Here is a 14,026-nt window from a genome sequence, read left to right as displayed (position 1 = left end):
CAGCTATGCAGTGGCGGGACCGATTAATGGAAATGAACTGGATCCAGCCATTCATTCCCAGCTATATGAAGCCGCTTGATGAGCCTGCAATGATGAATGAAACAATGCAGGAGTTTATATATGAGGCTGAAGAGTTTATTTCCGACCTTGCAGCGCTTTCTGAAATACCAAGAATGAATAAAACGTTTAAGCGCAGTATTCAGGGCTTTTCCTATAAAGTCAAAATTAAACCGAAGAAGATTTTCGTTGAAATGATTGACACCCACACGTCGGTTTCAACGATGAAAAAGCGGGTGTATATCACCGCCCTGCGACGAGAACATAAACAGGAGCAGGGCACGGGCAGAATGGCGGATGCGACGATCTACTACCAGAAAAATCACCAGACAATCGTAAGGAGTATTAAAAAACATCCTTCATTCCAATCTATTTTCTATCACCTGCACCGGCTTGACGTTTCACTGGAGGGCGGCTCTCTGGAATCGCTCCCCGCAGCACCTCCGGAAATTTCAGAAGCTGCAGCTGCAGAAGGCAGAGAACTCGAAGTTCTTACCAGTGCGCTGAAGGACTATCAAAAGCGCTACAGGCAATCCGACTTTTCGGGCGAACTTACGCAGCTTCAGCACGAGCTTTCGAAAGCGGAAGAGGAGTTTGATCTTTTGGATGTTGAAGAAAAACATCATATGAAGCGGATGATTCTGCACGATGTACCAAATCTTCTGCAGACGTATGAATCGCTGAATGACGTCCAGAAACGGGAAGCCGCACCGCGCATCCAGAGCTCATTCAGCCGGATGGCAGCATTTCTTGAAGCCCAGGCAGCCGATCTGGAGGCGACCCGCATGGACCGCATGAACCACCTCCTCCATTTGAACGATATCCGCTACAGTCCGGAAGCCGGCCAGGTCAGCACGTCCTCCCTAATGAAAAAGCATTACCGGGAATGGAAAAACGAAGACACGACAGGAAAGCAGCCTTAAGCTGACGTGCATTTTCCTGCAGCCTGTCGTTTATAAGGAGGGGCGTAAAACCCCTACGCCTTTAGGCTAGGGGATGTAAGCCCTAATTCCCTTGTGTTTGGATATATTTTTGAATTGTATCTTTGCCAACGTTCCCAATGCTACAGGAGAAGTATCCATCACTCCAAAAAGTACGTTCCTTCCAAAAGTGTTTAGAGAGGTAATCACTATACTTTTCCCATGCCCTATAAGTCGTTAGTTGCTTTAGTAATCTAACAATTTCAAGAACACTCCACTTAGGAGAGTATCGGACTAAGATGTGAATAGGCTCTTGGTCTATCTCTTATTCGATCATTTGCCACCCGTACATACCTGAAATAGAATCGACTTCAGACTTAACGAATTTACCTACATGACCTAAGAGGTTTTTACGGTATTTGCAAACGAATATTAAGTGACAGACCAACAGATGCTTACTGTGGTTTTCGGAAATATAATCCATTACTTCTCTAATCCTTTGCGGATTAACTCATAAACCGCCCCTGCAAAGGTAGATATATTGTTCTTTTCTTGATATTCCTCAATTCTTACTACTAAGTCTACAGGAAATTTAATCAATTTCGGTATACGTTCCACTATGATTCAACCCCTTTTAATGTATATTATTTTGACATTCATTAATCAAAAATATATACTTATAGTATATACTTAAAAGGAGGTGAAAATCAATGCTAGTGAATAAAGCCTACAAATTCCGAATCTATCCGAATAGACAACAGGAAATATTAATTGCTAAGACGATTGGTTGTTCTCGTTTTGTATTCAATCATTTTCTTTCGGCATGGAATGACACGTACGAACGAACAGGTAAAGGGCTTACTTATCACGCTTGTTCCTCTCAACTTCCTAAGATAAAAAAAGAATACGAATGGCTCAAAGAAGTTGATAGTATCGCTTTGCAAACAAGTGTTAAGTATCTTTCAGATAGTTTCAGCCGTTTCTTCAAGAAGCAGAATAAAGCCCGACGATTCAAGTCAAAGAAAAATCCTGTTCAATCCTATACGACAAAACAAACGAACGGGAATATTGCAATCATTGACAATAAGGTTAAACTCCCAAAACTCGGACTTGTGAAGTTTGCTAAAAGCCGTGACGTTGAGGGGCGTATTCTGTCTGCGACAATCAGACGGAACGTAACTGGAAAGCACTTCATATCCATTCTTACTGAAACGGAAGTCTATGGTCTCCCTAAAACAGAAAGCACAGTAGGAATAGACGTTGGATTAAAAGATTTCGCTATTCTTTCAGATGGAACGGTTCATAAGAACCCTCGTTTCCTCCGTTCGTTAGAACGGAAATTAGAAACGGAACAACGGAAATTATCACGCAGATACGAACAGAAAAAGAAAGACAGCAAGCCGTTGTACGAAGCGAAAAATTATCAGAAGCAAAAAGTAAAAGTAGCTCGTATTCACGAAAAAATTAAAAACGCTCGTATTGACTTTCTGCATAAACTCAGTACCAATATTGTCAAAAACCACGACATCATAGGTATTGAGGATTTGCCGGTGTCAAACATGGTTAAAAACCATAAACTTGCAAGAGCCATTAGCGAAGTAAGTTGGTCAGAATTTCGTACTATACTTGAATATAAAGCAAAATGGTACGGAAAACAGGTTGTGCCAGTAGGAAAAACCTTCCCTTCAAGCCAACTATGTTCCTCTTGTGGCTATCGCAATAAAGACGTGAAGAATCTTGCTTTGCGTGAATGGAAGTGTCCAACGTGTCACACCCATCACGACAGAGATTTGAACGCAAGTAAAAATATTGAAGCCGAAGCTATAAGGCTTCTAACCGAAGGGACTTCGGGAATAGCCTAATGAATTAGGGTTCGTTAGAACCCCGTACTTAGGAATCCGCTATGGCTTTAGCCTAGCGGTAGTTCAAAGTTTCTTAAGCTGTAATAAAGGCCTGCCGTTCTCATTGAACAGCAGGCCTTTTCATCGATAGACTATATTTTGACTCCCAGAAACTATAATGGTTCTGTTTAAACCGCCCATTCTTTCAGCCGATCATAATCCCCTGCGAGAATAAGCCATAGAGCAATAATATACTTCCGGTTCCGCTCCAGCGTTTTTCGGCTCATGCTCACCCGCTTCATCACTTCGTTCATCGGCATCCGCTTTTTCTTTTTCATAAGCAGGCTAAGCATTTCATCTGAAGCAAGCTCGCCGGCAATCGCTGCCATATTATCCCTGGCATCCCGGTGTCTCGGACATTGGGATGCTACATCTGATAACGTTATTTGAAACGGCAGTAGCTCCTCCTTCAGCTGAGTCAGCTCTTCCCGCTGCTCCGAAGACAGTTGGTCCCGGTGGTAGGATGAAAGTGAAATGACAGATTCCACAGCATTCTCCATTCCTTCACTTCCATCTTCTTCGTAGTCAAGCGAAACCCAGCCTGGAAGCCGCTGTTCCCGACGGATAAAGTCGATGACTCGTCTTCTGATGACAAGTCCGGCAAAAGAAAGAAAAGACGCGCCCCTGCCCGGTGTATAGTGGTGAAGCGCTTCGCTGAATGCCAGCAGTGCAATAGAAAGTTCTTCATCACGCCCCTCCTGAATAAATCGGCGGCAGACGGAAGACACTGTTTTTTTAATGAATGGAATATACTTCCGGATCAGCCGGCTTTCCACTTCTTTGTTGCCATTCTGCACTTCCCAGACAGCCTTTTCCAGTTCATCATTTATAAATAAACGGCGTGCTGATAATGTCGCTGCTTCCAATTCCCTCACCCCATGTATGCCTCACAGTTCGTTGTGCTCCTATTTTAAGCGCAGGGCAGAAAAAATACAGGGGTCCATACGCCCAGAAGGGATTTACATTTTGATGATAACGCATTACAGTTGCATGACGGAGTTTAACAGGAAAAGAGAAAACGTGCGCTGAGCCAGGGTTTATGCAATATAGAATCCATTTTAAGTAAATTTAAAAGGACGATGAATTATTCTTTATACCTATGAACCGCGCAGGTTTTCTTCATGGTATACTGCTCTCTAACGTGGTAAGATGAGCAGAGATACTGAAAAAGTTGAGGTTGATAGCATGAATAGACAAGAAGCACATACATTTTTAGGGAGGCACGTCCTCATAAACGAAGGCAGATCCGGAAGTTATGTTGGAACGCTTCTCGATATTGAAAGTCCTGCAGGCTCCCCCTGGAAAGGACGTGTCCGGATCGAAGGAATTGTAGAAGCACCCGATTTTAATGAGCTTCTTACCGGCCTGGAGCCGCTTTCCTACGAAAAAGGAGAGGAAGTTTACCTGCCCGGAAGAGCTGTACAGCCGTGGCATGACTCGTTTGAGCTCTCTTACCGGCAGTCTCTCGGTGCATCATTAAAAGAACGCTGGGATCAGGCTTCAGAAGCTGCTGCTCAGGCAGAGGAAAAACGGAGAGTCCTTCAGATGGAGCTGCGCAAATGGCAGATGGAGCATCTTTTATCTGAGGATGCCTATGTATATTATGATATCGTCCAGAAGCGCCGGACGCTTTATATTTATGATTCCTTAAAAGAAGAATCCCTTACACTTGAAGGGTGTCCATTCGAGTTTGAACTGAAGGTTCAGAACCGGTGGGAGCCCGTGTATTATTCAGAGGGGCGCCGGTTTGTAACTCCGGATGGTGAAGAGTATACAGCGGGTGAAGGCGACAAAGTAAGGCTGAACAAAGAACAGTTTGACCCGTACAAAATGCTGTTGAATGAACTGGAGACGCCAGCGGTCAAAGCACTCGAACGAGGCCTTTCTAAATTAAAGGCGAGTCATGAAAACTGCATGCACTGCCATAATTCACTGCTCGTAAAGCTGCTGGGATCGTTTGAACAGCAGTCGTTTCAGGGAGTTAACTTTATAACGTATGAAACACCGGAAGGCACCCTTATGGTCCAGCATCACTATGAGCGCGATATGTATGACGACCGTCCGGACCGGACGTTTGACCGCTTTGAATTTACTCTGGATGACGGCACAAGAATGATTACTTCCTACTCCACCCCGCTTTCTAACGACAGCGGTAAAGAATTATAATGGAATTTCTGCACATGGTATAATAACAGCGGGCCGCCGGAGACATTCCTCTCCGGCGGCCCGCTGTGTTTTGTATACATGATCAACCTTCATTCCACAGTTTCAGCATGAGCCCGATCGATGTCAGAAGCATTGGGGCTTCCGTTCTGATAAGAATACCAGGACATCACATCTTCTTTCTGATCATCGCCGGTATGCTTTAAAGAAAACGTTTTTCCCGTCACCGTTGTTAAAACAGACATATGAAGAGAAAAGAGACCGGCATTCCGCTGCAGTGGATTCTGCGTAAAAGCCACTGACTGGATTCGGGGTCTCGGCAGAAATGCTTCTTCCAGTGACAGCGTTCTCCAGCGGAGAAAAACGTGACGGTCCGACAGTGCAAGACCGGCACTTTTATACTGCAGGTAGCCTAATAATGCCGCCGGCACCAGCAGAATCCAGATAAGCCACCCGAAAGGAAGAAAATAGGAAGCAGCCGCAGCCCCGGCAGTAATCGGAATAAGCGGCTTGATCATGTACCTTCTCACAGCCGTGCGCGGCAGTGGATGAAATTCCGGTGTAAAAGCAAAATCGGGCGCCATCGTTTCCAAAAGTTCGGGGACCTGCGATTTTTTACACATCGGAAGAAGAATCGTAGAGAAATCTTCATCTTTCGTTCCGCCCCCGGCACTCTCGATATATACGGCACAATAACCGAGCGGCTGCCTGAGAACATTCTGCACAATACGGACCGCATTGATCCGGTGCTGCTGAATCGTGAGCTGTTTTTTCTCAATCAGCCCTTTGGAGATAAAAAGCTCTCCATTTTGTTCTGTCACCTGGAACTGCCCATATTTAATAACAGTAGAGAGAATCGTGAATATCCAGGCAAGCAGCAGGACCGTCACGATGAACAGCCCAATATACACGAGCGACGACTGCACGATCCAGCCAAGTGCAATGCCCAGCAGCCAGTCCGGCAGAAACTGCGGAAGCTGTGACAACAATGCAGCTGCAAATGTGGCAGCAATACCAACGCCGCTGGATGTCACAGCTGCAAGCAGGAGACGGCGGAAGCCAAGTTCCCAAGTTCGGCGCGGCTTCTCCTCCACCGGCTCAGAAAGAGCCTGGTCCATCCCGCTGCTGATTTCTCCGGCAAAAATTTCTTCTTTTTCCGAACCGTAGAGAAGCTCACCGCGTATCTGCTCCGCTTTTTCCACCGGCAGAGCAGAAAGGGTGAATTCCGGCTCATCCCCTCCTCCGGCTGTTTCAATAGAAACTTCCACCAGCCCGAAAAAGCGCTGCGGCACGGGCGCATTAATATGAATACTCTGCACCCTGTTGCGTCGGATGTAACGTTTTTTTCGGACGAACAGCCCCTGCTTCACCTGCAGTTCCTCTTCAATTAGACGGAATTCAAACCGGTACCAGGAAACAGCGGACACAATAAGCGAACCGGTCAGAATGACAAGCATAATTCCTGCTGTATACAGCAGCCGCATGCCACCGGAGGTTGAACCAAAGATGAAAATGACGACAAAGGAGACGATCAGCTGACGGAGTCCTTGAAAAAACGAAACGAGGATGGCGGCAGGATGCTGCCGCTGCCAGTTATTCATCGGGATCGGCCTCCCTCGCAAGTCTGGCAATGCTGTCCCGCAGTTCGTCCGCATCGGCTTCTTTCAGACCCGGAATTTCATGGATGGTCGCTGCTGTGGAAATAGTGACAGAAGCGAGCCCATAATGTCTCAGAAGCGGCCCCTGTCTGGTATCCACGTGCTGAACACGGATCATCGGGATAATCACCCGCTCCCGGATGATGACACCTCTTAAAAGTTCGACCTCATCTTCATAAACGGCATACTTCCATCGTTTCCATTTCCATCTCTGCATGAAAATAATGTCGAACAGACCGAGCAGAACCACTCCGCCGATAAGTATGTACATGATCCATAATGGCAGATCCCAGAGAAGCGATGCTCCGAAATACCCGAGCGGAAAAATACAGAGAAACAACGTACTCCCCAAAGAACTGATCCGCCAGACGCGGAGCAGTTCCGGGGCGAGAGAGTGATCCGGGAGCGGCCGCATCACTCATCTTCTTCTTTCACGTATTCAATCTCGACACCTTTCTGTTTCAGGTGGTAAAGAAGTGCATTGTTCAGCTCTTCATCCCGCAGAAGACCGAGTGAAGGAGCAAGCTCCAGTACTTGGAGGCGCCCCCCTTCTGCATCATCCAGCAGCTCCAGCGCTTCTTCCATGTTGCTTTCTTCCAGTTTTTCTCTCAGCTGTGCTTCTTCCATCATGTTGTTTCTCCTCCTTGATCAAAAGCATCTGACATCTGTTTCCAGACTGACCCTTTTGCTTCTTCTCCCTGCTCAATTCTCGCTGCTGCAAGCTTCGCCTGGAGGCTCACTTCAAATTCCGGATCTTCTTCCGCCTGCTTTAATGCCGGAAGCGCCGACTCGTCACCGACTTCATATAAAAACATTGCTGCACGCCAGCGGACGAGCTTACTTTTGTCCTGCAGTGCTTCGGTCATGGCAGGAATGCCTTTTGAACTCCCGATGTCGGAAAATGCGTCGCCGGCTGTACGTCTTACTGTCACTGATTTATCCTGCATCGCTTTTTCCAGATAAGGCAGCACAGCCTCATCCTCCAGCATGCCTAAATAGACGACGGCAAGCCTGCGGATCGATGCTTTCTCATCCTGAAGCGCTTTATCCAGTACCGGAAGATCTTCCATTTTCGGATCCATCTTATCCATCCAGGCAAATCTTGTACGCCAGTCCGGTTCATCGAGCATTTCTTTCGTTACTTTCACCCACTCGCGCTCCACTTTCGGCGCCTCCGGCTCTTTTGCCTGGCGGACGAGTGCATCGAGATGTTCCTGTGAAAAACTCGCATCGTATTCCGCAGCTACTTCAAGAGCTGCCTCTGCCGCATCGCCGTAACGCGGCTTCTGCTCCACCCATTTACGCATCATCACGATATTATCTTCCGGCATCGCTGCTTCTCCAGCTGCTAATACAAATCGTTCGGGCAGCGCTTCCCTTTTTTCCGTTTCGCCGTCGACAGCTTTGATCTGCATCGGGATACCTTTAAATTCCTGTACTTGAATACTTACTTCTCCAAAGTGTTCATCCACCTGGTCTCTTTCGCTTCCTGCCTCTTCTTCTTCACCGAAAATGCTGCGTATTTTCGGCAGGATCGTTTTCCAGTCAGCCTTCGGATGGCGGTCTACCGCTATGAAATCCGCTACATGGTAGACACCTTTTACACCTTCCACTTCGAAAATGTCTTTAACAAAATCCGGTGCCTCGTCTTTTGTCTCCGGCGTATAATTCGCAGCGCTGCCGGAAGGGAGTTCCTCACTCAGCGTAAATTTCATGGTATTTGGACTTGGTGTAGGTTCCACCGCTTTAATATACATACATCATTCTCCTTTCAACTGCATCTCTTTTCCACTGCGTCGTATTCTGATACTGTAAGGGAGAATCAAAAACGATCTACAGAGGAGTGATTTGCATGAAACTCGCAGTAATATCTGATATTCACGGGAACAGGCAGGCACTCGAAGCGGTGCTGGATGATATCTCCACCCAGCGGACAGATGCCGTTCTCTGCCTCGGTGATATTTCCTTCCGCGGGCCTGATCCCAAAGGGTGTCTCGAACTGGTGCAGAAGCATACGGATTATGCTGTTCTCGGAAATGCAGACCTCTGGGCTGCAAGGGGTATCAATGAAGGCGAGGTACCGGACGCCGCACTGACGATGATGCGGGCGGAACAGCAGTTCACGCAGGCGCTTCTTTCAGAAGAAGATCTGCACTATCTGGCTTCCCTTCCTAAAAACCTCGAGATTCCATTCAGTAACAAAACGCAGCTTTTTGCCTTTCATGCTACGCCGGAAGACCCTTTTCCGCCTGTACTAAAAGATGCCCCGGATGACACATTCCGCAGCTGGACAGCTGCTGATTCCAGAGCAGAAGCGTACGTTTACGGACACGTTCATACCGCACACCACCGGACACTGGACGGAAAACTTTTTCTAAATCCCGGAAGCGTAGGCCTTCCTTTCGACGGCGATCCGCGGGCCTCCTACCTTCTTCTGCACAAAGATGAGCACGGCGTTCATCCTGCATTCCGGAGAGTCCAGTACGACATCCCCCGTCAGGTGAAGCGTCTCGAAGAAACAGGCTATCCAGGGGCTGCCCACCCCCTTTTAACCTACATCTATGAAAACGGCGCACTGCCACCACAGAAATAAGTTACATCATCGCGTTTGCCACTGCGGGCATCATATCCTGAATGGAGGCTTTGTCACGGAACTTGGCCTCCGTCTCCCCCCGCTTATTTAAAACGAGCGTTGTCGGAAGCGTCTGGCATTCATACGCATCAAACAATTCCCTTCCGTTGTCTTCCAGCAGCTGAAACGGAAGCGGGTGTTCATGCAGAAAGGTGTGCACTGCTTCAGGATCTGCCTCCCGCGCTGGGACATGAACCATGACCATATTCAATCCTTTATCTGTCATGGCTTCATGCAGCATCCGCTTCTGTTCAAGATCCCTCCGGCAGTCGGGGCACCAGGATACCCAGAACGTGACGATCAGCGCTTCTCCTTTAAAATCCTCAAGCGTTTTCCTCTCTTGTGATGCCATATCTGTTACCGGTATCTGAAGTGCATTCACGTTAACTCCTCCTTCAAAAACGAAAACATCGATGTCACACTGTTCATCGCATATTTTTTTGCTGTTATTTCTCCATTGGAAATCACCGCAAGGCAGGGGACGCTTTCCACCTGCCATCCGGCAGCTTTCCCGGGAAGTTCTGTAATGTCCACCCGGCGTATGGAATAGCTGGATGCTTCCTCTACGAGATCGACGTAGCGCTGTGCCATCCGGCACGTTCCGCACATCGCAGCATATATAAAGACAGGCACAGCCTGAAAACGGCTTGCTTCGACCAGTTCTTTCTCTGCAGCAGTCACGTCAGTCCACCTCCCGTATAACAGCCCGGACAGGCGAACCGTCACTGCCTTCCAGAAGCAGCGGCAGCGCCATAAATTCATAAAATCCCGGTTCAGCATCCGCAAGCCGCAGCCCTTCCACAATATAGATATCCGACTGGAGGCAGGCATGATGTGCAGGAAGATCCTTACTTGTCAACGAATCCACAGAAGGAGCGTCCGTTCCAAGCAGCCGGACTCCCTCCGAGTGAAGGAGTTCCACTGCTTCTTTTGAAAACACCGGAAACGAATCATAGGAATGCACAGTATCCGTCGTTTTAAAAAGTATAATCGATTCGTTGAACGGGCCGTGGGCTGCCAGATCGGATGCTGAGATCACAGGCACATTCTTTAGTTCAATGAGCCGGCAGATGCCTGACAGCTCATTGACATCCATCTGGTCAATCGTTCTGCCCCGGCTGCTGTAATGATAAGGGGCATCCAGGTGCGTCCCGGTATGTGTGCTCATATGCAGCACAGATGTATTGACACTGGCTCCGTCAGACTGCTTCATTGAAGGTGTTCGGCGGAATGCCTCATCCCCCGGCCAGACGTCCATTCCTTCCCGTAAACGCTGGGAAATGTCTTTCCACATGACCGATTCTCCTTTCTGTATCTAGTTTCCTATTGTAGCATATGTCGATTCTCTCCAGGTACCGGTAAGGTCTGACTCTGCACATGAGAAAAAGCCGCTCCGGAGTGTCCGGAACAGCCAGGGGGTGTCTCCCTTTATAGAGAACCCGGATCAGTCATTCTCACCATGCTCACGCTCATACTGTGCTTCTGACCAGGAGAACAGCCTACGGCAGAGTTCATCCACCTCCACATCAAGGTGGTAGCCGATCTTGAATTCTTCCTTTTCATTATCACTGAGCCGCTGATAAGAGTTTTTCATCTCCTGACTCATGTGGGAAACATCTTCTAATTTTTTACGGATGGTTTTTAAGTCCATGAATGATCCCTCCTCAAAACCCCTTTACCCAAAGTTGAAGAGGGTCAACCATTCTTTTGCACAACGTCAGCGCCGAGTGTCTGTTTAAAATGACGAAGCGCCCATGCATGTCCTTCCTGGTCAAAGCTCTGCACGGCATCCGCGTGAATAGTCATGGAAAAACCACGGTTGTATGCGTCCACAGCTGTATGAAGAACGCAGATATCGGTACAGACGCCCGCAAGATGCAGGTGTGTCACCCCGCGCTCGCGCAGACGGAGTTCGAGATCGGTTCCTGCAAAAGCGCTGTACCTCGTTTTATCCATCCAGTAATAAGGAGCTCCGTTCATCGATTCGACCAGGTCGCCCAGGGCACCATACAGCCTGCGTCCTTTTGTTCCGATGATATTGTGCTCCGGAAACAATGCTGATTCAGGATGATACGTGTCTCCAGCTTCATGCGCATCGACGGCGAAGACGGTAAACAGGCCTTTTTCTATCCAGGATTCGGTCAATTCTGTGATACGCTCTTCCACGGACTGACCATGCTCTCCACACGTCAGTTTTCCGTCGTCTGCAACAAAATCATTCGTATAATCAATAATGATGGCTGCCTCCATGTTATGTCTGCCTCCTTGTGCCAATGGTTGTTTTTCAAGTATAACACAGCGTTTCATTCTTCCGGCAGATGGTATATACTAGAAATTATACTTGATAAGACAGGAGGCTTCATGATGCAGATTAAATACAACATTATCCCCGCAGCTCAGGTAGTGACCTGTTCCGCACGGGCTTCGGTTCAGGAAGCACTAAATACGCTTGAGGAAAGCGGCTACCGCTGCATTCCGGCAGTGGACGAAGGCAAATTCAAAGGAAATATTTATGCACAGACGCTGTACCGTGCCCTCTGGCTCGGAGAGATCGAACCACAGGATATGGTGGAGCCGCTCTTAAAAGATTCCCTCGTACATATTGATGAGCTTACGTCCTTTTTCCGTGTCTTTTCTTCCATCCAGCGCTATCCGTACCTCGCTGTCTCTACCGGCGAAGGGAGCTTCAGCGGGATTTTAACCCACAGTAATGTCATGAATGTACTCGAGGATTCCTGGGGGATTAAGACAGGAAATTATACGCTGACGATTTCAACAAACGAATATCAGGGTGCTCTGAGCGCCATTTTAACGACTGTGAAGAAGTTTACTTCTATCCACAGTATGATGACTCTGGATCAGGACAGCACGTTTTTCAGAAGAATTATTCTCACGCTTCCTTCGAGCATAAAAAAAGAAACGCTGACCCAATTGATCCAGGAGCTGGAGTCCATTGGTTTCCGCGTTTCTGATCCCGAAGTCATTTAGTCTGACTGCCGGCGGCCGACTGCTTCCATCTTCATTTCTCCGCCGGCTTCTTCAATATAATAATACCGGCTGACGGCATCTTCAGCCGTTTCTCCGTATTCCGTGACGAGAAGGTTTACATCTGCACGGATTCGTTCTTTCCCGGCATCATTGACTTCCTTTGTCAGCTCCGGCTCTCCCTGCTGTTCTTCCTGGTACCTGGCGGCAGTGAGTTCCTGATGGTGGCGACGGTCCGCATGATAACCGTGGGAATTAATAATATAGTACGGCTCCATAATGGAAAAATTCTGACTGTCGAGACTCTCTTCCCATATCTGCCTGTACTCTTCGACAAAGGCGGCTTCCTCCTCCGACACGTTCCCTTCCTCCTGCCAGTTCGTTCCACCGCATCCGGTAAAAATCAGTGTAATAATAATCATTGCTCCAAGCCTACTTACTATCTTCATCTGCAAGCTCCTCCGCCATGGAAAGCGTGTAATCAATAGACTGATACTGCTCCCGGAATCGTTTTTTCTTCGTATCTTTCTGAAAACAGGTTACGGAGAGCATCTCAAAATTTTCTGTAAGCTGGTCAATCTGCTGTGGATGCAGATAAGCCGGTTTTTTCTTCTCCAGCAGCCGCAGTATTTCCGGAACCCAGATTTCCAGATCCTCTCTGACTGCATCAGCAAATGGCTTCACATCACCGTGAAAGTCTGCTTCACTATCCCCCAGCCGGTATTTCTTAAAAAACGTATATGCCTGCTCATTATGCTCTTTCAATTTTCTGGTATATTCCAGAAGTGTTTTATTCGCTGTCGTCATTTACTTCACCCCGCACTTGATTGTAACAAATTGCGTAAAGACACGCGAATAACTTCGCCGGACGCTCATTTATGGTAAAATACATGGGTGAAATCGTTACGGGACATGCAGTTGCCCCGGCTTGCACATTAGGATAACAAAACAGCCAGTAAAATCCTGCCCGATCCTGCTCATAAAGCGGAATTTTTTAATGACCGGACGCCGCTGCCTGCAGCGTTGCAGCGATGGCTGGAGCACAATCCGGACATTTTGCATTTTACAATGATAAAAGGAGGGCCGAGATGGCTATCCGCTATCCAAACGGGAAAAAATTTTCGCAGAAGCGAATCCCCGAGAAGAAAAAAAACGACAAACCTAAAGACAACAGCTACAGCAACCGGGGCATGCAGTTTGAAGAAGAAATTCAGGAAAGCAATGAATTTTACCTCAGCCGCGGCACCGCTGTTATCCATAAGAAGCCGACGCCTCTGCAGATTGTGCAGGTCGACTACCCTGCAAGGAGTGCAGCTGTTGTCAAGGAAGCCTACTTTCAAAAACCGTCCACGACTGATTTCAACGGTGTTTACAAAGGGCTTCACCTGGATTTTGAAGCAAAGGAAACACGGAACAAAACAAGTTTCCCACTGAAAAACTTTCATGATCATCAGGTGGAGCATATGAAAAATGTATGCAGACAGCGTGGACTCTGTTTTATATTGATTCACTTTCGTCCTCAGGAGGAGATTTACCTCTACCCTGCAGAAGCATTTTTTCCTTGGTATGACAGCCGGATGAATGGACGAAAATCGATACCGAAAGAGAGCATTGAGAACGAAGGCTACCTTGTAAAGCGGGGGTTTCTCCCGCGCGTGGATTATTTAAAAGCAGTGGATGAGCTGCTTCAGGATAGAAAGGAAGAATGAC

19 protein-coding genes are annotated in these 14,026 nt (G+C 47.7%); 6 read left to right on the top strand and 13 right to left on the bottom strand.

Going from position 1 to position 14,026, the window contains the following annotated elements; genetic code table 11:
• The first annotated feature begins 5 nt into the window (after window positions 1-5).
• Window positions 6-980 (top strand): hypothetical protein, encoded by a 975-nt coding sequence (locus tag C6I21_RS02795; RefSeq protein ID WP_105957904.1) that lies wholly within the window; start codon window positions 6-8, stop codon window positions 978-980.
• A gap of 82 nt (window positions 981-1,062) precedes the next feature.
• On the opposite strand, the gene tnpA is transcribed toward C6I21_RS02795, so the two are convergent.
• Window positions 1,063-1,299: an IS200/IS605 family transposase gene (gene tnpA, locus C6I21_RS16860; RefSeq protein WP_210200628.1), complete on the bottom strand. Its 237-nt coding sequence runs from the start codon at window positions 1,297-1,299 to the stop codon at window positions 1,063-1,065.
• A gap of 388 nt (window positions 1,300-1,687) precedes the next feature.
• Between tnpA and tnpB the strand changes: the two genes are divergently transcribed.
• Window positions 1,688-2,839 (top strand): IS200/IS605 family element RNA-guided endonuclease TnpB, encoded by a 1,152-nt coding sequence (gene tnpB / locus C6I21_RS02785; RefSeq protein ID WP_105957903.1) that lies wholly within the window; start codon window positions 1,688-1,690, stop codon window positions 2,837-2,839.
• A 167-nt stretch (window positions 2,840-3,006) separates the two neighbouring features.
• Here the strand turns inward: tnpB and sigI are convergent, their stop codons facing one another.
• On the bottom strand, window positions 3,007-3,753 hold the full coding sequence (gene sigI, locus C6I21_RS02780) for an RNA polymerase sigma-I factor (RefSeq protein ID WP_181186056.1): 747 nt from the start codon (window positions 3,751-3,753) through the stop codon (window positions 3,007-3,009).
• Window positions 3,754-4,063: 310 nt separating this feature from the next.
• Between sigI and C6I21_RS02775 the strand changes: the two genes are divergently transcribed.
• On the top strand, window positions 4,064-5,044 hold the full coding sequence (locus tag C6I21_RS02775) for a DUF2777 family protein (protein WP_181186055.1): 981 nt from the start codon (window positions 4,064-4,066) through the stop codon (window positions 5,042-5,044).
• Window positions 5,045-5,133: 89 nt separating this feature from the next.
• Here the strand turns inward: C6I21_RS02775 and C6I21_RS02770 are convergent, their stop codons facing one another.
• From C6I21_RS02770 to C6I21_RS02755, 4 genes are read right to left on the bottom strand one after another with little or no spacing between them, the layout of a single operon-like run.
• Window positions 5,134-6,642 carry a PH domain-containing protein gene (locus C6I21_RS02770; protein WP_181186054.1) on the bottom strand — a complete coding sequence of 503 codons (1,509 nt, stop codon included), beginning with the start codon at window positions 6,640-6,642 and terminating at the stop codon, window positions 5,134-5,136.
• Window positions 6,635-7,114 (bottom strand): PH domain-containing protein, encoded by a 480-nt coding sequence (locus C6I21_RS02765; RefSeq protein ID WP_105957899.1) that lies wholly within the window; start codon window positions 7,112-7,114, stop codon window positions 6,635-6,637. Before C6I21_RS02765 ends, C6I21_RS02770 begins: the two co-directional genes overlap by 8 nt.
• A complete protein-coding gene (locus tag C6I21_RS02760; RefSeq protein ID WP_342587716.1) occupies window positions 7,114-7,329 on the bottom strand; it encodes a hypothetical protein in 216 nt (71 codons plus the stop codon). The genes C6I21_RS02765 and C6I21_RS02760 overlap by 1 nt, the downstream gene beginning before the upstream one ends.
• Window positions 7,326-8,456: a conserved virulence factor C family protein gene (locus C6I21_RS02755; RefSeq protein ID WP_105957898.1), complete on the bottom strand. Its 1,131-nt coding sequence runs from the start codon at window positions 8,454-8,456 to the stop codon at window positions 7,326-7,328. The genes C6I21_RS02760 and C6I21_RS02755 overlap by 4 nt, the downstream gene beginning before the upstream one ends.
• A 95-nt stretch (window positions 8,457-8,551) precedes the next feature.
• Between C6I21_RS02755 and C6I21_RS02750 the strand changes: the two genes are divergently transcribed.
• Window positions 8,552-9,292 carry a metallophosphoesterase family protein gene (locus tag C6I21_RS02750; protein WP_105957897.1) on the top strand — a complete coding sequence of 247 codons (741 nt, stop codon included), beginning with the start codon at window positions 8,552-8,554 and terminating at the stop codon, window positions 9,290-9,292.
• A 1-nt stretch (window position 9,293) separates the two neighbouring features.
• On the opposite strand, the gene C6I21_RS02745 is transcribed toward C6I21_RS02750, so the two are convergent.
• From C6I21_RS02745 to C6I21_RS02725, 5 genes are all read right to left on the bottom strand, one after another.
• Window positions 9,294-9,713: a TlpA disulfide reductase family protein gene (locus tag C6I21_RS02745; protein ID WP_181186053.1), complete on the bottom strand. Its 420-nt coding sequence runs from the start codon at window positions 9,711-9,713 to the stop codon at window positions 9,294-9,296.
• A complete protein-coding gene (locus C6I21_RS02740; RefSeq protein ID WP_181186052.1) occupies window positions 9,710-10,012 on the bottom strand; it encodes a thioredoxin family protein in 303 nt (100 codons plus the stop codon). Before C6I21_RS02740 ends, C6I21_RS02745 begins: the two co-directional genes overlap by 4 nt.
• Window position 10,013: 1 nt before the next feature.
• On the bottom strand, window positions 10,014-10,625 hold the full coding sequence (locus C6I21_RS02735; protein ID WP_105957894.1) for a cyclase family protein: 612 nt from the start codon (window positions 10,623-10,625) through the stop codon (window positions 10,014-10,016).
• A gap of 150 nt (window positions 10,626-10,775) precedes the next feature.
• The gene (locus C6I21_RS02730; protein ID WP_105957893.1) at window positions 10,776-10,982 is read right to left on the bottom strand and encodes an HIT family protein; all 207 of its coding nucleotides are present in this window, start codon (window positions 10,980-10,982) and stop codon (window positions 10,776-10,778) included.
• A 44-nt stretch (window positions 10,983-11,026) separates the two neighbouring features.
• Window positions 11,027-11,581: a cysteine hydrolase family protein gene (locus tag C6I21_RS02725; protein ID WP_105957892.1), complete on the bottom strand. Its 555-nt coding sequence runs from the start codon at window positions 11,579-11,581 to the stop codon at window positions 11,027-11,029.
• 111 nt (window positions 11,582-11,692) lie between these two features.
• Between C6I21_RS02725 and cbpA the strand changes: the two genes are divergently transcribed.
• On the top strand, window positions 11,693-12,319 hold the full coding sequence (gene cbpA / locus C6I21_RS02720; protein WP_245411515.1) for a cyclic di-AMP binding protein CbpA: 627 nt from the start codon (window positions 11,693-11,695) through the stop codon (window positions 12,317-12,319).
• Here the strand turns inward: cbpA and C6I21_RS02715 are convergent.
• Window positions 12,316-12,765, bottom strand: coding sequence for a hypothetical protein (locus tag C6I21_RS02715; RefSeq protein ID WP_142393202.1), 450 nt, complete (start codon window positions 12,763-12,765; stop codon window positions 12,316-12,318). The two genes, cbpA and C6I21_RS02715, sit on opposite strands and share 4 nt — an antisense overlap.
• A complete protein-coding gene (locus C6I21_RS02710; RefSeq protein WP_105957889.1) occupies window positions 12,749-13,123 on the bottom strand; it encodes a YppE family protein in 375 nt (124 codons plus the stop codon). The genes C6I21_RS02715 and C6I21_RS02710 overlap by 17 nt, the downstream gene beginning before the upstream one ends.
• A 281-nt stretch (window positions 13,124-13,404) precedes the next feature.
• Here C6I21_RS02710 and recU point away from each other — a divergent pair, with 281 nt between their 5' ends.
• Window positions 13,405-14,025, top strand: a complete 621-nt coding sequence (gene recU, locus C6I21_RS02705; protein ID WP_105957888.1) for a Holliday junction resolvase RecU — start codon at window positions 13,405-13,407, stop codon at window positions 14,023-14,025.
• The last annotated feature ends 1 nt before the right edge of the window (window position 14,026 follow it).

The organism is Alkalicoccus urumqiensis, from assembly GCF_002993335.1.
In the GTDB taxonomy this organism is placed as follows: domain Bacteria; phylum Bacillota; class Bacilli; order Bacillales; family Salisediminibacteriaceae; genus Alkalicoccus; species Alkalicoccus urumqiensis.
This window is presented reverse-complemented; position numbering and strand designations above follow the sequence as displayed.

Coding starts and splice junctions, on each gene's coding strand:
- C6I21_RS02795 (WP_105957904.1), top strand. CDS start 6: ATGCAGTGGCGGGACCGATTAATGGAAATGAACTGGATCCAGCCATTC.
- tnpB (WP_105957903.1), top strand. CDS start 1,688: ATGCTAGTGAATAAAGCCTACAAATTCCGAATCTATCCGAATAGACAA.
- C6I21_RS02775 (WP_181186055.1), top strand. CDS start 4,064: ATGAATAGACAAGAAGCACATACATTTTTAGGGAGGCACGTCCTCATA.
- C6I21_RS02770 (WP_181186054.1), bottom strand. CDS start 6,642: ATGAATAACTGGCAGCGGCAGCATCCTGCCGCCATCCTCGTTTCGTTT.
- C6I21_RS02765 (WP_105957899.1), bottom strand. CDS start 7,114: ATGCGGCCGCTCCCGGATCACTCTCTCGCCCCGGAACTGCTCCGCGTC.
- C6I21_RS02760 (WP_342587716.1), bottom strand. CDS start 7,329: ATGATGGAAGAAGCACAGCTGAGAGAAAAACTGGAAGAAAGCAACATG.
- C6I21_RS02755 (WP_105957898.1), bottom strand. CDS start 8,456: ATGTATATTAAAGCGGTGGAACCTACACCAAGTCCAAATACCATGAAA.
- C6I21_RS02750 (WP_105957897.1), top strand. CDS start 8,552: ATGAAACTCGCAGTAATATCTGATATTCACGGGAACAGGCAGGCACTC.
- C6I21_RS02735 (WP_105957894.1), bottom strand. CDS start 10,625: ATGTGGAAAGACATTTCCCAGCGTTTACGGGAAGGAATGGACGTCTGG.
- C6I21_RS02730 (WP_105957893.1), bottom strand. CDS start 10,982: ATGGACTTAAAAACCATCCGTAAAAAATTAGAAGATGTTTCCCACATG.
- C6I21_RS02725 (WP_105957892.1), bottom strand. CDS start 11,581: ATGGAGGCAGCCATCATTATTGATTATACGAATGATTTTGTTGCAGAC.
- cbpA (WP_245411515.1), top strand. CDS start 11,693: ATGATGCAGATTAAATACAACATTATCCCCGCAGCTCAGGTAGTGACC.
- C6I21_RS02715 (WP_142393202.1), bottom strand. CDS start 12,765: ATGAAGATAGTAAGTAGGCTTGGAGCAATGATTATTATTACACTGATT.
- C6I21_RS02710 (WP_105957889.1), bottom strand. CDS start 13,123: ATGACGACAGCGAATAAAACACTTCTGGAATATACCAGAAAATTGAAA.
- recU (WP_105957888.1), top strand. CDS start 13,405: ATGGCTATCCGCTATCCAAACGGGAAAAAATTTTCGCAGAAGCGAATC.